Source organism: Achromobacter sp. NPDC008082 (genome assembly GCF_042957345.1).
GTDB lineage: Bacteria > Pseudomonadota > Gammaproteobacteria > Burkholderiales > Burkholderiaceae_B > Achromobacter > Achromobacter kerstersii_A.
This window is the reverse complement of the sequence record NZ_JBIBIB010000001.1, coordinates 290,458-307,877: the sequence shown is the minus strand read 5'-3', so window position 1 is coordinate 307,877 and position 17,420 is coordinate 290,458. Positions and strand designations below refer to the sequence as shown.

Annotated in this window: 15 protein-coding genes; 9 read left to right on the top strand and 6 right to left on the bottom strand. The window is 64.8% G+C overall.

Annotated elements, in window-relative coordinates; all coding sequences use genetic code 11:
• Nucleotides 1-3: 3 nt before the first annotated feature.
• The 3 genes from ACFZAI_RS01465 to ACFZAI_RS01455 are packed head-to-tail and all read left to right on the top strand — an operon-like array spanning nt 4 to nt 1,812.
• Nucleotides 4-630, top strand: a complete 627-nt coding sequence (locus ACFZAI_RS01465; RefSeq protein WP_391565250.1) for an HAD hydrolase-like protein — start codon at nt 4-6, stop codon at nt 628-630.
• 14 nt (nt 631-644) lie between these two features.
• On the top strand, nt 645-1,271 hold the full coding sequence (locus ACFZAI_RS01460) for a pyridoxamine 5'-phosphate oxidase family protein (protein ID WP_391565249.1): 627 nt from the start codon (nt 645-647) through the stop codon (nt 1,269-1,271).
• A 22-nt stretch (nt 1,272-1,293) separates the two neighbouring features.
• A complete protein-coding gene (locus ACFZAI_RS01455; protein ID WP_391565248.1) occupies nt 1,294-1,812 on the top strand; it encodes a class IV adenylate cyclase in 519 nt (172 codons plus the stop codon).
• Between the two features lie 70 nt (nt 1,813-1,882).
• Here ACFZAI_RS01455 and fmt read toward each other — a convergent pair whose 3' ends face one another.
• Both fmt and def read right to left on the bottom strand, forming a co-directional pair.
• Entirely contained in the window at nt 1,883-2,824 is a 942-nt protein-coding gene (gene fmt / locus ACFZAI_RS01450) for a methionyl-tRNA formyltransferase (protein WP_391565247.1), read from the bottom strand.
• Nucleotides 2,825-2,868: 44 nt separating this feature from the next.
• Complete coding sequence (gene def / locus ACFZAI_RS01445; RefSeq protein WP_332609728.1) at nt 2,869-3,381, bottom strand: peptide deformylase; 513 nt, start codon at nt 3,379-3,381, stop codon at nt 2,869-2,871.
• Between the two features lie 248 nt (nt 3,382-3,629).
• Here def and dprA point away from each other — a divergent pair, with 248 nt between their 5' ends.
• The 3 genes from dprA to ACFZAI_RS01430 all read left to right on the top strand — a co-directional run bounded on the left by dprA (nt 3,630) and on the right by ACFZAI_RS01430 (nt 6,280).
• Nucleotides 3,630-4,742: a DNA-processing protein DprA gene (gene dprA, locus ACFZAI_RS01440; RefSeq protein ID WP_391565246.1), complete on the top strand. Its 1,113-nt coding sequence runs from the start codon at nt 3,630-3,632 to the stop codon at nt 4,740-4,742.
• A 146-nt stretch (nt 4,743-4,888) separates the two neighbouring features.
• Nucleotides 4,889-5,797 (top strand): hydroxymethylglutaryl-CoA lyase, encoded by a 909-nt coding sequence (locus ACFZAI_RS01435; RefSeq protein ID WP_391565245.1) that lies wholly within the window; start codon nt 4,889-4,891, stop codon nt 5,795-5,797.
• A gap of 9 nt (nt 5,798-5,806) precedes the next feature.
• On the top strand, nt 5,807-6,280 hold the full coding sequence (locus ACFZAI_RS01430) for a hypothetical protein (protein WP_391565244.1): 474 nt from the start codon (nt 5,807-5,809) through the stop codon (nt 6,278-6,280).
• A 47-nt stretch (nt 6,281-6,327) separates the two neighbouring features.
• On the opposite strand, the gene ACFZAI_RS01425 is transcribed toward ACFZAI_RS01430, so the two are convergent.
• Nucleotides 6,328-7,344, bottom strand: a complete 1,017-nt coding sequence (locus ACFZAI_RS01425; RefSeq protein WP_391565243.1) for an amino acid ABC transporter substrate-binding protein — start codon at nt 7,342-7,344, stop codon at nt 6,328-6,330.
• A gap of 240 nt (nt 7,345-7,584) precedes the next feature.
• A complete protein-coding gene (locus ACFZAI_RS01420) occupies nt 7,585-8,826 on the bottom strand; it encodes a PLP-dependent aminotransferase family protein (RefSeq protein ID WP_391565242.1) in 1,242 nt (413 codons plus the stop codon).
• Between the two features lie 191 nt (nt 8,827-9,017).
• Here ACFZAI_RS01420 and ACFZAI_RS01415 point away from each other — a divergent pair, with 191 nt between their 5' ends.
• Nucleotides 9,018-9,737, top strand: a complete 720-nt coding sequence (locus ACFZAI_RS01415; RefSeq protein WP_391565241.1) for a YggS family pyridoxal phosphate-dependent enzyme — start codon at nt 9,018-9,020, stop codon at nt 9,735-9,737.
• Nucleotides 9,738-9,910: 173 nt separating this feature from the next.
• The gene (locus ACFZAI_RS01410) at nt 9,911-10,879 is read left to right on the top strand and encodes a Bug family tripartite tricarboxylate transporter substrate binding protein (RefSeq protein WP_391565240.1); all 969 of its coding nucleotides are present in this window, start codon (nt 9,911-9,913) and stop codon (nt 10,877-10,879) included.
• Nucleotides 10,880-10,990: 111 nt separating this feature from the next.
• Here ACFZAI_RS01410 and ACFZAI_RS01405 read toward each other — a convergent pair whose 3' ends face one another.
• Together ACFZAI_RS01405 and ACFZAI_RS01400 are read right to left on the bottom strand one after the other, a co-directional pair.
• Complete coding sequence (locus ACFZAI_RS01405; protein WP_391565239.1) at nt 10,991-14,950, bottom strand: DUF3683 domain-containing protein; 3,960 nt, start codon at nt 14,948-14,950, stop codon at nt 10,991-10,993.
• A 132-nt stretch (nt 14,951-15,082) separates the two neighbouring features.
• Nucleotides 15,083-15,703, bottom strand: coding sequence for a YqaA family protein (locus tag ACFZAI_RS01400; protein WP_391565238.1), 621 nt, complete (start codon nt 15,701-15,703; stop codon nt 15,083-15,085).
• Nucleotides 15,704-15,861: 158 nt separating this feature from the next.
• On the opposite strand from ACFZAI_RS01400, the gene ilvA reads away from it, so the two are divergent.
• Complete coding sequence (ilvA, locus tag ACFZAI_RS01395; protein WP_391565237.1) at nt 15,862-17,370, top strand: threonine ammonia-lyase, biosynthetic; 1,509 nt, start codon at nt 15,862-15,864, stop codon at nt 17,368-17,370.
• The last annotated feature ends 50 nt before the right edge of the window (nt 17,371-17,420 follow it).

The following is a 17,420-nucleotide window of genomic DNA, read 5'->3' as shown; positions in this document are numbered from 1 at the left end:
TACTTGAAATACGACCTTGCTGCTTTTGATTTCGACGGGACCCTGGCAGACACCATGCCCTGGTTCAATTCCATCCTCAACACGGTGGCGGACAAGTATGGTTTTCGCAAAATCGACTTGTCGGAACGCGACCAGCTGCGCCACCGCGAAGCCTCCGAGATCCTGAAGTATCTGGGCATCCCGCTGTGGAAACTGCCGTCGATCATGACGCACGTGCGCACGCTGATGCAGGACATCGACCCCAGCGTGCATCTGTTTGACGGCATCCCTGCCGCGCTTGCGCAGTTAAAGGCCAGCGGCATGCGGCTGGCGATCGTCAGTTCGAACTCCATCGAAAACGTGCAGCGCGTGCTGGGTGCGGAGACGGCCGCGCTGTTTGACGACTATGAATGCGGCACCGACCTGTTCGGCAAGGCCGCCAAGATCGACCGCCTGATGCGCCGCCACACGATCGCGCCGGAACGCTTCTTGCTGATCGGCGACGAGATGCGCGACATCGACGCCGCCCGCAAGGCCGGCGTGCGTGTCGGTTCCGTCGCTTGGGGCTATAACCACATGGACGCGCTGCGTGAACGCGGCCCGGACGAACAATTCCTTGCTGTCGAAGACCTTCCCGCCATCCTGGCCTGAACCGGAACCTTGCCATGCACACTGATCCCGCCCACCTCATCACCGACGCCGACGCCTTGCAGGCGCTTTATGGCGCGCCTGGCGAAGCGTCGTTGAAGAAAGAAGTCGATCACGTGCACCCGCACTATCGCGCCTTCATCGAGGCCGCGCCGTTTGCGGTGTTGGCTACCTCCGGCCCCGGCGGATTGGATGCGTCACCCCGCGGCGACCCCGCAGGCTTTGTGGTCGTCGAAGACGAAAAGACGTTGCTGCTGCCTGACCGCCGCGGCAACAACCGCGTCGACAGCCTGCAGAACGTGCTGGCCGATCCGCGCGTGGCGCTGTTGTTCCTGATTCCCGGCGTGGGCGAGACCCTGCGCGTGAATGGTACGGCACGCATCAGCGTTGACCCGGCCTTGCTGGCGCGTTTTGAAATGGATGGCAAGCTGCCGCGTTCCGTGCTGATCGTGGATGTGCAGACCGTGTACTTCCAGTGCTCGCGCGCGCTGCTGCGTTCGCGGCTGTGGGATGCGTCCTCCCAAGTGCCGCGCAGCGCTTTGCCCAGCGTGGGCCGCGTGCTGTCGGACCTGACCGCCGGCACGTTTGATGGCGTTGCTTACGACCGCGACTTGCCCGCCCGCGTCGCCAGCACGCTGTACTGATCGCAACGCAGAGGTGTCACGCATGGCCCGCAATGTGGAAATCAAGGCCCAGGTGGACAGCCTGGACGCCATCGAACCCTTGGCTGCCGCCTTGTCCGGCCAAGAGCCGGTTGCCATCGCGCAAGACGACACTTTCTTCGCCTGCACCCACGGCCGGCTGAAGCTGCGCGCGTTTGCGGATGGCACGGGCGAGCTGATTTTCTATCAGCGCGCCGACGACAAAGGGCCGAAAGAAAGCTTCTACGTGATCTCGCCCACCGACTCGCCCGACACCTTGCGCGAAGCGCTGACGCTGGCGTACGGCGCAATCGGCCGCGTGAAGAAGCAGCGCGTCGTGTTCATGGCCGGACGCACGCGCATCCACCTGGACCGCGTCGAGGGGCTGGGGGAATTCCTGGAATTGGAAGTGGTGCTGCGCGATGGCGAAAGCGCCAGCGATGGCATGGAAGAAGCCCGCACCTTGATGGCCGGGCTGGGGGTGTCGCCCAAGCAACTGCTGTCGGGCGCCTACCTGGACTTGCTGGCCAGCCGCCAACCCTAAACCCTAAACCCTAAGCATCGCTAGCGGCATCCGGGCCGTCAGAGCGGCCCGCGCTGCCAGATACCCGCGTTCAGCCCGGCTGCCAGCCGCGCACGAACACATCCACCGGCTGGCGCTTGCCGCCGGCTTTTTGCAGCTCCAGCAAACGCAGCACGCCGTTGCCCGTGGCGATATCGATGCCTGACGCGTCGGCACGCAACACGCTGCCGGGCGCCCCCGTGGCGTCAGACGCAAGCACCTGCGCGCGCCACACCTTTACCGGGTCGGCCAGACCGGGCAAGCGGATGCTGGCGCCCGGCACGGGGTTAAAAGCGCGCACACGGCGTTCCAGCAACTCGGCCGGCTGCGTGCAATCCAGCGCGGCTTCGGCCTTGTCGAGCTTGGCCGCGTAGGTCACGCCGTCTTCGGGTTGCTTCACGGGCGTCAAACCGCCCTGGGCCAAGGCATTCAGGGCTTCAACAATGGCTTGGCCACCGACCTGCGCCAGCGCGTCGTGCAGTTGCGCCGCGTTGGTGTCGGGGGTGATTGGCACCACGCGTTCCAGCAGCATGTCGCCCGTGTCGAGGCCCTGGTCCATCTGCATGATGGTCACGCCGGTCTGCGCATCGCCCGCTTCAATGGCGCGCTGGATAGGCGCTGCGCCGCGCCAGCGCGGCAACAGGCTGGCGTGGATATTCAGGCAACCCAGGCGCGGCAGGTCCAGCACCCATTGCGGCAAGATCAGGCCATAGGCCGCCACCACCATCACGTCCGGCGCAATCTGCTCCAGCAACGCGCGGGCCTCGGCGGCCTCCTCGGGATAGCGGCCGTCCAGGCGCAGGCTGCGCGGCTGAGCGACGGGAATGCCGGCATCCAGCGCGGCCTGTTTGACCGGGCTGGGCGTCAGCTTCAAGCCACGGCCAGCCGGACGGTCGGGCTGGGTCATGACGAGCGGAATCTCGTGACCCGCGGCCCGCAAAGCGTCGAAAGCAATACGGGCGAATTCCGGCGTGCCGGCAAAAACTAGGCGCATGGGGTGTCAGACCAAAGAGTGGAAAACGGGAAGCAACCCGGGAATCAGTCGCGCAGCGCTTCGCGCTCGGCCTTCTTCAGCTTGGTCTTGATGCGGTTCTGCTTCAGGTTGGACAGGTATTCGACGAAGACCTTGCCTTCCAGGTGGTCAAGCTCGTGCTGCACGCACACGGCCAGCAGGCCATCGGCTTCGAACTCGAAGGGCTTGCCGTCAATGTCCAGCGCCTTGCAGCGGATACGCGAGGCGCGTTCGACCTCGTCGTAGATGCCCGGCACCGACAGACAGCCTTCTTCGTAGATCTTGTAGTCGTCGCTGCGCCAGGTGATCTCGGGGTTGATCAGGGTCAGCAGATCGTTGCTGTCTTCGGACACGTCGATCACCACCACGCGCTCATGCACGTCGACCTGGGTTGCAGCCAGGCCCACGCCGGGCGCGTCGTACATGGTCTCGGCCATGTCGCGCACCAGTTGGCGGATGCGGTCGTCGACTTCGGCTACCGGCTTGGCCTTTTTGTGCAAGCGCGGGTCCGGGTAGCGAAGGATAGGAAGTAAAGCCATTGAAGGGGAATCGCCAAAATAAGGTTTGGGTAAGAGTTTAATTCATTAGAGTCTTGATTTCTAATAGTTTTCGGCTAAGTCAGACATTGCGCCATTGATGCCGGCACGGTTGTGTCCCTGCTTTTTCAGATGCGTTTATCAATGGGCTGCGGTGACGGTTTTGTCGCGGCGCGGCCCGCCCCCTTCGCCCCGCATGCGACACTGCCAGACCCTTAACGCCTGACTCGCCTTACCCCGCCGTCCTGCTCATGCCGCTTACGCACTCTTCCGACGAACTGTCCGCCTGGTTGCGCTTATCGCTCGAGCCCAACATCGGCTCTGCCACCGCCTGTACGCTGCTGAGCGCGCTTGGCCTGCCAGAGCAGATCTACGCGCAACGCGCCACGGCGCTCTCCCGCCACATTCCGGACGCGCTGGCGCGGCAACTGGCCGCCCCGATGCCGGCCGATATGGCGGCGCTGGTGGACAGTGCGCTGGAATGGGTCAGCGGCCCCGGCCGCCACATCGTGACGCTGGCCGACCCGACCTATCCGCAAAGCCTGCTGACCATCGCCGACCCGCCCATCCTGCTGTATGTGGCGGGCGACCCGGCATTTCTGCAAGGCCCGTCGCTGGCGGTGGTGGGCGCCCGCAACGCCACGCCCGGCGGCCAGGAAAACGCCCGCGCCTTCGCCCGCCATCTGGCTGCGCACGGCTGGCGCGTCGTCAGCGGCTTGGCGCTGGGCATTGATGCCGCCGCGCACGAAGGCGCGCTGGACGCCGGCCGCGATGGCGCGGGCACGGTCGCCGTCATGGGTACCGGCATTGACCGCATCTATCCCGCCCGCCATCACGACCTGGCGCACCGCATCGCCGCGCACGGCGCGCTGGTCTCGGAATTTCCGCTGGGCACAGGCGCGCTGCCGCCTCATTTCCCCAAGCGCAACCGCATCGTGGCGGGCTTGGCGCGCGGCGTGCTGGTGGTGGAAGCCGCCAAGCAAAGCGGGTCGCTCATCACGGCCCGGCTGGCCGGCGAAAGCGGGCGCGAGGTGTTCGCCATTCCCGGCTCCATTCATTCGCCGTTGTCCCGAGGCTGCCATGCGCTGATCCGCCAGGGCGCCAAGCTCGTCGAAACCGCCGCGGACATTACCGATGAACTGGGCGGCGGCCCCACCCCTGCTGCGCGCCGCACGCGCGAGGCCGAGGCGCCGCTGCCGGATCACCCCGTGCTGGACGCGCTGGGCTACGACCCGCTGCACCTGGACGCCATCCAGGCGCGCTCGGGGCTGGATATTGCCGACTTGCAGGCGCATCTGGTCGAGCTGGAATTGCAGGGCCGTATCGCCCGCCTGGACGACGGCCGATACCAGCGTCTGAAGTAGGGACTTTTTACGCCAGCATCCACGGGGGCAGCCATCCGAAGCCTCCGTCCGATGGATCAAGCAGCCCGTCATGCGATGGCGCTACTATTGCCGATAGCGCCGCCGCATTGCGCGCGGCGCCATCCAATACCGAACCAGGAAGAGACATGGCTTTGCCCTCCCGCGTGAAGATCGTCGAGGTGTCGCCTCGCGACGGTTTGCAGAATGAAAAGGAATTCGTGCCCACCGACATCAAGGTGGAACTGATCAACCGGCTGTCCGCCGCGGGCTTCCCCAACGTGGAAGCCGCGTCGTTCGTGTCGCCCAAGTGGGTGCCGCAAATGGCCGACGGCGCCGACGTGATGGCGCGCATCGAGCGCCGCCCCGGCACGATCTACTCGGTGCTGACGCCCAACATGAAGGGCTTTGAAGGCGCACTGGCCGCGGGCGCAGACGAAATTGTGATCTTCGGCGCCGCCAGCGAAGCGTTTTCGCAAAAGAACATCAACTGCTCCATCGCCGAATCCATCGCCCGCTTCGAACCCGTGGTGCAAGCCGCGCGCGAAGCCGGCATTCGCGTGCGCGGCAGCATCAGCTGCGCGCTGGGCTGCCCCTACCAAGGCGAAGTTCCCGTTGAAGCGGTGGTTGATGTGGCGCAGCGCTATCTGGCCATGCAGGTTGATGAGATCGATGTCGCCGACACCATCGGCGTCGGCACCCCGCAACGCGTGCGCGACGTCATGACGGCCGTCACGCGCGTGGTGGACCCCGCCCGCGTGTCCGGCCACTTCCATGACACCTACGGCCAGGCGCTGGCCAACATCCTGGCCGCGCTGGAAACGGGCATCTCGATTTTCCACACCTCGGTCGCCGGTCTGGGCGGTTGCCCCTACGCCAAGGGCGCCACGGGCAACGTCGCCACCGAAGACGTGCTGTACATGCTGCGCGGGCTGGACATCGACACCGGGGTGGACTTTGACGCCGTGGTCGATATTGGCCAATGGATGTCGGCGAATCTGAACCGCAAGGGTTCCAGCCGCGCCGGCAACGCCATTGCCGCCAAACGCGCCGCGTAAACGGGCCGCATGACGACGCCTGCCCCTGCCCCGTCCACCGAAGACCGCGCGGCGCTGCTGCGCGAAATCGGCCCGCTGCCGCTGTCGGGCCAGGCCTGGCCCGACTGGGTGCGCATCCTGGCCTGGGTGATTCTGGCCGTGCTGGGTGTGCAGGTCGTCACCACCGCCATCCGCGCGCCCGCGCAGCCGTTCGATACCGTGCTGGCCGTGGTGGTGGTGCTGTGTTTCGTGGGGCTGCTGTTTGTGTCGTGGCACATGCAGACGTCGATCACCACGATTGATGAAAACGGCTTGCGCCAGACCTGGTTCACGCGCCGCGAAGTGGCGTGGGAAGACGTGCGCGCCGCGCGCTTCGTACCATTGCTGTTTTCAAAGCGGCTGGTGATCTTCACGCATCGGGGCAAGCCCGTGATCATTCAGGGCGGCACGCGCGAACTGCGTGTGGCCTTTGTGAAGATTGCGCAACTGTACCGGCGGGGATGAGGAATGGCGCGCGATGGGAGCCCATCGCGCGCAACCCATGCTGACCGTCAACGAATCGGCAGTGCGTACATCAAACCGCCTTGGGTCCACTGCGCATTCAATCCGCGCTTGATCTTCAGCGGGCTGCCCTCGCCCACGTTGCGCTCAAAACTTTCGCCGTAGTTGCCCACCTGCTTGACGATGTTGTAGGCCCACTTTTCGTCCAGCCCCAAGTTCGCGCCGCTGCCCGGCGTGACGCCCAGGATGCGCTTGATGTTGGGGTTGGCGCTTTTCAGTTGCTCGTCCACATTCTTGGACGTGACGCCGTATTCTTCGGCTTCAATCATGGCCGACAACGACCAGCGCACGATGTTCAGCCACGTGTCGTCGCCCTGGCGCACGAAGGGGCCCAGCGGTTCCTTCGAGATGATTTCCGGCAGCACGACGTAATCGTCCGGGTTTTGCAGCTTGGAAATGCGGATCGAGGCCAGGCCCGAGGCGTCGGTCGAGAACACATCGCAGCGGCCCGCGGCAAACGCGTTGACCACTTCGTTGAAGGTCTCGATCACCACCGGCTTGTACGTCACGTTGTTGGCGCGCGCCCAATCGGCCAGCGTGTTCTCGTTGGACGTGCCAGTTTGCAGGCAGATCGTGGCGCCGTTGATGTCTTTGGCGCTTTTCACCCCCAGCGACTTCGGCACCAGGAAGCCCTGGCCGTCGTAGAAGTTGATGCCTGCGTGGATGATGCCCAACGCGGTGTCGCGCTGCTGGGTGACGGTGGTGTTGCGCGTGAGCACGTCCACTTCGCCCGATTGCAGCGCGGTGAAGCGCTGCTGCGAATTCAGCGGCACCACCTTGATCTTGTTGGCGTCACCGAACACCGCCGCCGCAATGGCGCGGCACAAGTCCACGTCCAGACCCTGCCACTTACCTTGCGCATCGGGCGCCGAAAAACCGGCGAAGCCCGTGGTCGTGCCGCAAGCCACGGCGCCGCGCTGGCGCACGACATCTACCGTTGCCGCCTGCGCGCCTTGCGCGGCCGCCATCAAGAGCGCCGCACCCACCAACCCTTTTGCAATGTTCATGACCTGGATTCCTGTTAAGCCGGGCGCGAGGACGCGCCGAGGCGAGAAGCTTATAGACATGAAGCGCCCGCGCCAAATAACAAGCGCTTATTTAGGTATGACCGGCCGCGCCCGTCGGGTAACGGGCGCGGTTTAGCAAGCACAGCATAGCCAAACCAGGAAAACCGGCCTTGTCCGGCATCAGGCCACCTTTCAGGCCACCCCTTAAGCCGCCCCTTAGGCCACCACTTAGGCCGCCCCTCAGGCCGCCAGCGAAATCGACACCGGCTCGTTGGCTTGGCAAGCATCCAGCGCGCGGCCCAGGCGCACCATGCCCTGCGCGATTTCGGCTTCGTTCATGGTGGCGAACGACATGCGCATGGCGAAGAGATCCGCCTCTTTCTCATTGGCGTAGAAGGCCTTGCCCGGCACATAGACCACTTCGTGTTCGATGGCGTAGGGCAAGAGGCGCGTGGCGTCGATGTCGCCCGTCAGGCGCGCCCAGAAGAACATCCCGCCTTCGGGCTTGCGGAACGTGACGCGGCCGTCCAGTTCGCGGGCCAGCGCGTCGGCCATGGCGTCACAGCGCAGGCCATAAGCGGCGCGGATGCGCGGCACGTGTTCTTCGTAGCGGCCGTTGGCCAGATACTGCGCCACCACTTCTTGAATCCAGGCCGAAGACGCCATGTCGTCGGCGGCTTTGGCGCTGACGCAACGGCGGCGGATTTCGGGCGGGGCCACCAGCCAGCCGATGCGCAGCGCGGGCGCCATGGTCTTGGACATGCTGGCCAGGTACACGGCCCAGTGGCGCGCTTCGCCTTCGGCCAGCGCCGCAATCGGCGGCACCGCTTCGCCCGCAAAGCGCAGTTCGCTGTAGGGGTCGTCTTCAACGATCAGGAAGCGATGCTTGACCGCCAGTTCCAGCAAACGCAGACGGCGCTGGCGCGTGATCGTTGCGCCGCAGGGGTTCGAGAACGACGCCACCACGCACACCATCTTGGGCTTGATGCGGGCGGCCAATTCATCCAGCGCATCCACGTCAATGCCGTCCGGACCCGAAGGCACCGTGTGTACGGTCGCGCCCGTGTAGCGCAGCGCTTGCACGGAGTTCGGGAAGGCGGGAGATTCAATGATGGCGTGGTCGCCAGGTTGCAGCATGACGCGCGTCAGCAACGCCAGCGCCTGCTGCGAGCCGCCCGTCACCACCAGCTCGGTATCCGCGTTGCAGTTCAGGCCGCGCGCGGCCGACAAGCGGGCCAGTTCGTGGCGCAGGCTGGCCTGGCCGTCGATGTTGGAATACTGCAGGCATGCGCCCAGGCGGGACATGACTTGCGTGGAGGCAATCGACAGGCCCTCGACGTCGAACAGCGCCTGCGCGGGGTAGCCGCCAGCCAGCGAAATCGTGCCCGGACGCAAAGCGTACGGCATGAGCGAGCGGATGGGGGACGCGGGGGGATTCAGGAAAGGCGTGGCAAAGGCGTATTCTGGCGCTGCGCTGGACATGGCGGGGGACTGGAGGAAAAGGGACGGCCCTGGGGCGGCGCCGGAGGGCTTAGAACATTGAAATATAAACAAATCTCCGCAAATTCTAAGCCTGCCAATTACGCAGGGTCAACGACGCACGCAGGCAGTGTGGCGAAACGATCATCCAGAGTCCTACACTATGGGACATCCTGTTCCTGCAAGAGAGCTGCATGACCGTCGAAGACACCATGGCCGGGCGTATCGCCCAGATCCAGCAACGCATTGCCGACGCCTGCGCGCGTGCCGGCCGCGCCCCTGACAGCGTGGTCCTGCTGCCCGTCAGCAAGACCTTCGACGTGGACGCCATCCGGGAAGCCATGGCGCTGGGCCTGACGCGCTTTGGCGAAAACAAGACGCAAGAGATCCGGCAAAAATCTGCCGCGCTGGCGGGCCAGGGTTTGCAATGGGTGCTGATCGGCCACTTGCAAACCAATAAGGCCCGCGACGCCGCCCGCGACGCAACGGAAGTGCAGTCGCTGGACCGCGCCGATCTCGCCGAAGCCCTGCACCGCCGGCTGGTTAACGAGGGCCGGACGCTGGACGTGCTGATCCAGGTGAAAACGTCCCCCGAACCCAGCAAGTTCGGCATGGCGCCCGAAGACGTGCCCGCCTTCCTGCGCTTGATTGCCGCGGACTACCCCACGCTGCACGTGAAAGGCTTGATGACGCTGGCCGTGAACTCGCCCGACACCGAGGCCGTGCGCGCGTGCTTTCGCGCGCTGCGCGAGTTGCGCGACCGGCTGCAAGGCGAGCCCATCGCGGGCGTCTCGCTGGACCGCTTGTCGATGGGCATGAGCGGCGACTTTGAACTCGCCATTGAGGAAGGCTCGACCGAAGTGCGCATCGGCACGGCAATCTTCGGCGCGCGCACCTATCCCGACCCGCAGTAATCCGTCTGGCCGATGCGGGAAAACAGGGGGCCCGTGCGGCCCCCTTTTCACGTCGAACGCGAGCATAATAGCGGCGCAAAAATGGCGGCGCAAAAATAGCAGCGCCCCTGACGACCGACAACAAGACGCAGCGCGCACCGCGCGCGAACTTGACCCGCACGAGGAGACACTTCATGCATACCCCCGCACGGCGCCTGTTGGCGCTGGCCGCCCTGTCGCTGGCCGCCGCCACGGCGTCCGCCCAATCCTGGCCCACGCAACCGATCCGCTGGATCGTGCCCTACCCGGCCGGCGGCGGCACCGACGTCGTTGCGCGCACCGTCGCCAGCGGCCTGGAAAAGCCGCTGGGCCAGACCATCGTGGTGGAAAACCGCCCCGGCGCCGCCACCATCATCGGCGCCACCGCCATCGCGCAGGCCGAACCCACCGGCTACATGATCGGCACGGCCGACTCCGGCACACTGGCGTTCAACTCGTCGCTGTACGCCAAGCTGTCTTACGACCCGGCCAAGTTCACCTACATCGGCGGCATCGCCAAGTTCCCGCTGCTGTTGGCCGTGAACGTCAATTCGCCGTACAAGACGGTGGACGACGTGCTGGCGGCCGCCAAGAAAGAACCGGGCAAGCTGACCGCGGCGTCTGCCGGCGCCGGTTCGCCGCACCATCTGGCGCTGGAACTCTTCAAGCAGCGCACGGGCGCCAACCTGCTGCACGTGCCGTACAAGGGCGCAGCGCCAGCCATTCAGGATCTGCTGGGCGGACAGGTGGACGTGATGTTCATCGACCTGGCCTCGGGACTGCCGAACGTCAAGGCCGGCAAGCTGCGCGTGCTGGCCGCCGCCACGCCGGAGCGCGTGTCGGTGCTGCCTGACACCCCGACGATGGCCGAGCAAGGCGTGGCCAATTTCACGGCCTACGCCTGGCAAGGCCTGGTGGGCCCGGCCGGCGTGCCGGACGCGGTTGTGAAGAAGCTGTCGGCCGACCTGGACGCCACGCTCAAGACCCCGGCCGTGTCGCAGAAGATGCTGGACATGGGCGTCGTGCCGATGCCGATGTCGGCGCAAGACTTCAAGGCCTACGCCGAACAAGAACGCGCCGCCTGGGCGGACGTGATCAAGAAGGCGAATATCAAGCTGGAGTGATCCGGCAAGACGATAAAAACCCGCGTTCAGCGATGAACGCGGGTTTTTTTTGGGGGTGATGACCGCTTGCGCGCGACGCCGTCAGTTCAGTGACGGCCTCGGCGCATGGGCTTACACCAGCACGCGTTCGATGCCGCCTGCGTTGGCGCGCTTCACGTAGTCTTCCATCCAGCCTTCACCCAAAATGTGGCGGGCCATTTCGACCACGATGTAGTCCGCTTCCATCTTCGTGTCGCCTTCATAGCGCGACAGCCCTTGCAAGCACGACGGGCACGACGTCAGCACCTTCACGTCGCCGGTAAAGCCATCGTCGCGCAAGGCGGCGTCGCCCTTCAGCAGCTCTTCCTGTTTGCGGAAACGCACCTGCGTGGAGATGTCCGGACGGCTGACCGCCAACGTGCCCGACTCGCCGCAGCAGCGGTCGCTCTTGATGGCCTCGTCGCCCACCAGGGCGCGCACGGTCTTCATCGGCTCTTGCAGCTTCATCGGCGTGTGGCAGGGGTCGTGATACATGTAGCGCACGCCCTTGGCGCCTTCCAGCTTGATGCCCTTTTCCAGCAGGTATTCGTGGATGTCGATCAGGCGGCAACCCGGGAAGATCTTGTCGAATTCATAGCCCGACAGCTGGTCATAGCAGGTGCCGCAGCTGACCACCACCGTCTTGATGTCCAGGTAGTTCAGCGTGTTGGCGACGCGGTGGAACAGCACCCGGTTGTCGGTGATGATCTGCTCGGCCTTGTCCGTCATACCGTTGCCGCGCTGGGGATAGCCGCAGCACAAGTAGCCCGGCGGCAGCACCGTCTGCACGCCCGCATGCCACAGCATGGCTTGCGTGGCCAGACCCACTTGCGAGAACAGGCGCTCCGAGCCGCAGCCCGGGAAATAGAACACGGCTTCGGTGTCGGCGGTCGTGGCCTTGGGGTCACGAATGATCGGCACGTAGTTTGCGTCTTCGATGTCCAGCAGCTTGCGCGCGGCCTGCTTGGGCAGCCCGCCCGGCATTTTCTTGTTCACGAAGTGAATGACCTGCTCGCGCAGCGGCGGTTTGCCCACCGTGGCCGGCGGCTTGGCCGTCTGCTTCTTCACCAGGCCCGAGAACAGGTCATGCGCCGCGCGCTGCACCTTGTAGCCCACGCCCACCATCGCTTTGCGCGTGGCGTTGATGGTGGCCGGGTCTTTCGCGTTCAAAAAGAACATGGCGCTGGCCGTGCCCGGGTTGAACGACTTGCGGCCCATGCGGCGCAACACGGCGCGCATGTTCATCGACACGTCGCCGAAATCGATATCCACGGGGCAAGGGTTGTAGCACTTGTGGCAAACCGTGCAGTGGTCGGCCACGTCTTCGAATTCTTCCCAGTGCTTCAGGCTGACGCCGCGGCGCGTCTGCTCTTCATACAGGAAGGCTTCGACCAGCAGCGACGTCGCCAGAATCTTGTTGCGGGGCGAATACAGCAGGTTCGCGCGCGGCACGTGGGTGGCGCACACGGGCTTGCACTTGCCGCAACGCAGGCAGTCCTTGATGGATTCCGAAATGGCGCCGATGTCGCTTTGCTGCATGATCAGCGACTCGTGGCCCATCAGGTTGAAGCTGGGCGTCCAGGCGTGGCGCAGGTCCGCGCCCGGCATCAGCTTGCCGGCGTTGAAGTGGCCGTTGGGATCGACGCGGCGCTTGTAGTCCTGGAACGGCGCCAGTTCGGCTTCGGTCAGGAACTCGTACTTGGTCAGGCCGATGCCGTGTTCGCCGGAAATCACGCCATCCAGGTCGCGGGCAATCTGCATGATGCGGTCAACGGCCTGATGGGCCTCGCGCAGCATCTCGTAGTCGTCCGAGTTGACCGGGATGTTCGTGTGCACGTTGCCATCGCCCGCGTGCATGTGCAGCGCCACGAACACGCGGCTTTTCAGCACGCGGCCGTGAATGGCGATGAGCTCGTCGACGATCTTCTTGTACGACGCGCCCGAGAACGTGCGCTGCAAGCCTGCCAGCACTTCGGTCTTCCAGGACACGCGAATGGTGCGGTCCTGCACCACGTCGAACACGCGCGCGGTGGACTGCGCGGCCAGGCGTTCAGACAGCGCGTGATACACGTCGCCCAGGCCCAGCGCCTGCAATTCCGGCAGCGCTTGCGCCAGCGGCAGGTCCAGGTTGTCCAGCAGCCATTGCCAGCGCTGGCGCACGCTGCCCAGCAGCTCAAGCGCCTGGCGGGTGCGATCCGCCAGCACTTCGGCGCGCGTGCTTTCGATGTCGGCGTCATCGGCCTTGCCCACCGGCAGCGGCGTGCAGAGGTACGCGTCCAGCGCGCCCAGCAGCTTCAACTTGTTGCTGGTCGACAGTTCGATGTTGATGCGTTCGATGTGATCCGTGTATTCGCCCATGCGGGGCAGCGGAATCACGACGTCTTCGTTGATCTTGAAGGCGTTGGTGTGGCGCGCGATCGCGGCGGTGCGCGAGCGGTCCAGCCAGAATTTCTTGCGCGCTTCGGGACTCACGGCCACAAAGCCTTCGCCATGGCGCGTGTTGGCCAGGCGCACGACTTCGCTGGCGGCGGCGGCCACGGCGTCATCGTCGTCGCCGACGATATCGCCAATCAGCACCATCTTGGGCAGCACGCCGCGCTTGCTCTTGGTGGCATAGCCCACCGCGCGCAGATAGCGTTCGTCCAGGTGTTCCAGGCCGGCCAGGATGGCGCCGCGGGCTTTGCCCTCGCCGTCCAGGTAGCCCTTGACCTCGACAATCGACGGGATGGCGTCGCGCGCCTGCCCGAAGAATTCCATACAGACGGTGCGCGTATGGCGCGGCATGCGGTGCAGCACCCAGCGCGCCGACGTGATCAAGCCGTCGCAGCCTTCTTTCTGAATACCGGGCAGGCCCGCCAGGAACTTGTCGGTAACGTCCTTGCCCAGGCCTTCCTTGCGGAACACGCGGCCCTTGATTTCCAGCAGTTCGGTTTTCAGCAGACGCTCGCCGGGCTTGCCCTTGCCGTCGAACCACTTGAGTTCAAAGCGCGCCGTTTCCACGTCATGGATCTTGCCCATGTTGTGGTCCAGGCGGCTGACTTCCAGCCAGTTGCCGTCCGGGTCCACCATGCGCCACCAGGCCAGGTTGTCGAGCGCGGTGCCCCACAACACGGCCTTCTTGCCGCCCGCATTCATGGCGATGTTGCCGCCCACGCACGATGCTTCGGCAGACGTCGGGTCCACAGCGAACACAAAGCCTGCGGCCTCGGCCGCTTCCGACACGCGCTTGGTGACGACACCGGCGCCGGCATGGATGACGGCCACGGGCTCGGTAAGCCCCGGCAAAATACAGGACTCGACCTTGCCCAGCTTGTCGAATTTTTCGGTGTTGATGACGGCCGATTTCCACGTCAGCGGAATGGCGCCGCCCGTGTAGCCGGTGCCGCCGCCACGCGGGACGATGGTCAGGCCCAGCTCGATACAGGCAGTGACGAGCGCGGCGATCTCGTCTTCCGAGTCCGGCGTCAGCACGACGAAGGGGTATTCCACACGCCAGTCGGTGGCGTCCGTCACGTGCGATACGCGCGACAGGCCATCGAACTTGATGTTGTCGCGCGCGGTGATGCGGCCCAGCACCTTCTGCGCCTGCTTGCGCATCATGGTTGTCTGGTCGAACTCCCCTTCGAACGCGGCAATGGCGGAACGGGCGCGGGCCAGCAAGCCAACGACCTTTTCGTCGCGATGCGGATCATGGCCTTCTTCCGTGGGCGAGCCCGGTTCGCGGCGGCGGTCGATTTCGCCCAGGCGATGGTGCAAAGCGTCGATCAACTGCTTGCGGCGCTTGGGATTGTCGAGCAGGTCGTCCTGCAAGTACGGGTTGCGGCGCACCACCCAGATATCGCCCAGCACTTCGTACAGCATCCGCGCGGAGCGGCCCGTACGGCGTTCGCCGCGCAAGTCGGTAAGCAGGCTCCAGGCGTCATCGCCCAACAGCCGGCCGACAATTTCGCGGTCGGAAAACGACGTGTAGTTGTAGGGGATTTCGCGCAATCGCGCGGGAGCTGCGGGCGGCATCGCCCCGTTCAAAATGTGGCTAGCGAGTGGGGCGTTCATGGCGGCAAGAGGGGCCCATAAAAAATTATTTTATGCCATTGGCCAGACTTGACCCCTAATACCCCTAGGAAGCCGGCCAAAAGCGGCGGGAAACCGGCTTGAACCGTCCCCGTTTTAAGTTCGAAGTCAGCGCTAGATTTGGCCAGGAAAGAACCAGAGCAAACCGGCCGTCATCACCAGATAGCGCAGGAATTTGCCGATGGCCATATAGAGCACGCAAGGCCAGAACGACAGGCGCAGCCAGCCGGCCACGGCGCATAACGGGTCGCCCACGGCGGGCAACCAGGACAGCAGCAAAGCGGGCGGACCCATGCGGTGCAGCCAGTCGTGGGCGCGTTCGTTCCAGCGGCCACGCATGCGGCCGCCTTCCGTCGCATTCGGATGAGGGTGTGGGTGACTCTCCCCGCCGGGCCGCCCCAAGGGGAGAGCGCCCCCTTGGGGGGCAGCAAGCCCGCCTGGCGGGTGCGGCGTGGGGGCCTTTCCTTCTTTCCAGCGCTGAAAGGCCTTTTCGGCGCCCAGGCCCATCCAGTAGCTGATTGCGCCGCCGATTGTGTTCCCGGCTGTCGCCACCAGCACCGCCGGCCAGAACATATCGGGCGACAGCTTGATGTAGCCGAACACCGCGGGCTCGGAACCCAACGGCAGCAAGGTGGCGGACACGAGCGACACCGTAAAGATGGCCGACAAGCCCACCGAGGGCAGCGCCAGCATCCCCAGGAGCCAGTGAACAGCGGATAAGAGGCTTTCTTCCATGATGAGCGAGTGTAGCCGCGTAGCAGCGCATGACGATCGGGAATCGATCCGGCCTTTCGCGTCCATGGCGCGTCATCGCGGGCACAAACCAGTCAGGCGTTGCGGCTTTCCCTGCAATAATCGTGCCCACGTCCCCACTCTTGCTCTCTGCGCAGTCCATGTCCACTGATTATCTGAAACGCATCCTGACCTCGAAGGTTTACGACGTCGCGGTTGAATCGCCGCTGGAAGCGGCGCCCCAGCTGTCCGCGCGCATCGCGAACACCGTCCTGCTCAAGCGCGAAGATACGCAGGCGGTGTTCAGCTTCAAGCTGCGCGGGGCGTACAACAAGATGGCCAACCTGCCGCAAGCCGCGCTGAACCGCGGCGTGATCGCGGCATCCGCCGGCAACCACGCGCAGGGCGTGGCGCTGGCGGCCAGCCGTTTGGGCTGCCGCGCTGTCATCGTCATGCCCACCACCAGCCCGCAGGTGAAGGTTGACGCCGTGCGCCGGCTGGGCGGCGAAGTGGTGCTGGCGGGTGAGAGCTTCACCGACGCCTTTGCGCACGCGCAAGTGCTGGAAAAGAAAGAGAAGCTGACCTTCGTCCACCCGTTCGATGACCCCGACGTCATCGCCGGCCAAGGCACGGTGGGCATGGAGATCTTGCGCCAGCACCCCGGCCCCATCGACGCCATCTTCGTGGCGATTGGCGGCGGCGGATTGATCTCGGGCGTGGCCGCGTACATCAAGCAGTTGCGCCCCGAGATCAAGATCATCGGCGTGCAGACCGAAGATTCCGACGCCATGCTGCGCAGCATTCGCGCGGGCCGCCGCGTGCAGCTAAATGATGTCGGGCTGTTTTCGGACGGCACCGCCGTCAAGATGGTGGGCGCGGAAACCTTCAAGCTCACGCGCCAGTACGTGGATGACTTCGTTGTCGTCAACACCGATTCCATCTGCGCCGCCATCAAGGATGTGTTCCAGGACACCCGCAGCGTGCTGGAACCGGCGGGTGCGATGGCGGTGGCCGGCGCCAAGCAATACGCCGCCGAGCACCATCTGAAAGGCAAGACGCTGGTGGCGATCGCCTGCGGCGCCAACATGAATTTTGACCGCCTGCGCTTTGTGGCCGAACGCGCCGAAGTCGGCGAAATGCGCGAAGCCGTCTTCGCCGTCACCATGCCCGAGCAACGCGGCAGCTTCCGCCGCTTCTGCGAGCTGGTCGGCGAGCGCAGCGTCACGGAATTCAACTACCGCATTTCGGATGCGGACCGCGCGCATGTCTTTGTCGGCATCCAGGTGTCGTCCGCCGCCGAACCCGACAAGATCGCCGCGAATTTCCGGCGTCATGGCTTTGACACGCTGGACCTGACTCACGATGAAATGGCCAAGACGCACTTGCGCCACATGGTCGGCGGACATTCGGCCCTGGCGCGAAATGAACTGCTGTACCGCTTTGAATTCCCCGAGCGTCCGGGCGCGCTGATGCGCTTTTTGAACGCGATGAATCCGGACTGGAACATCAGCCTGTTTCACTACCGCAACCAGGGCGCAGACTATGGCCGCATCCTGATTGGCATCCAGGTGCCGCCGGCGGACAAGAAGCAGTTCCGCACGTTCGTGGCCGAACTCGGCTACCCGCATTGGAACGAGACCGAAAACCCGGCCTACAAGTTGTTCCTGTAGCGTTTTTCCATTAGCGCCGCCCCAATGCGAGAGGGCCTCCTTGCGGAGGC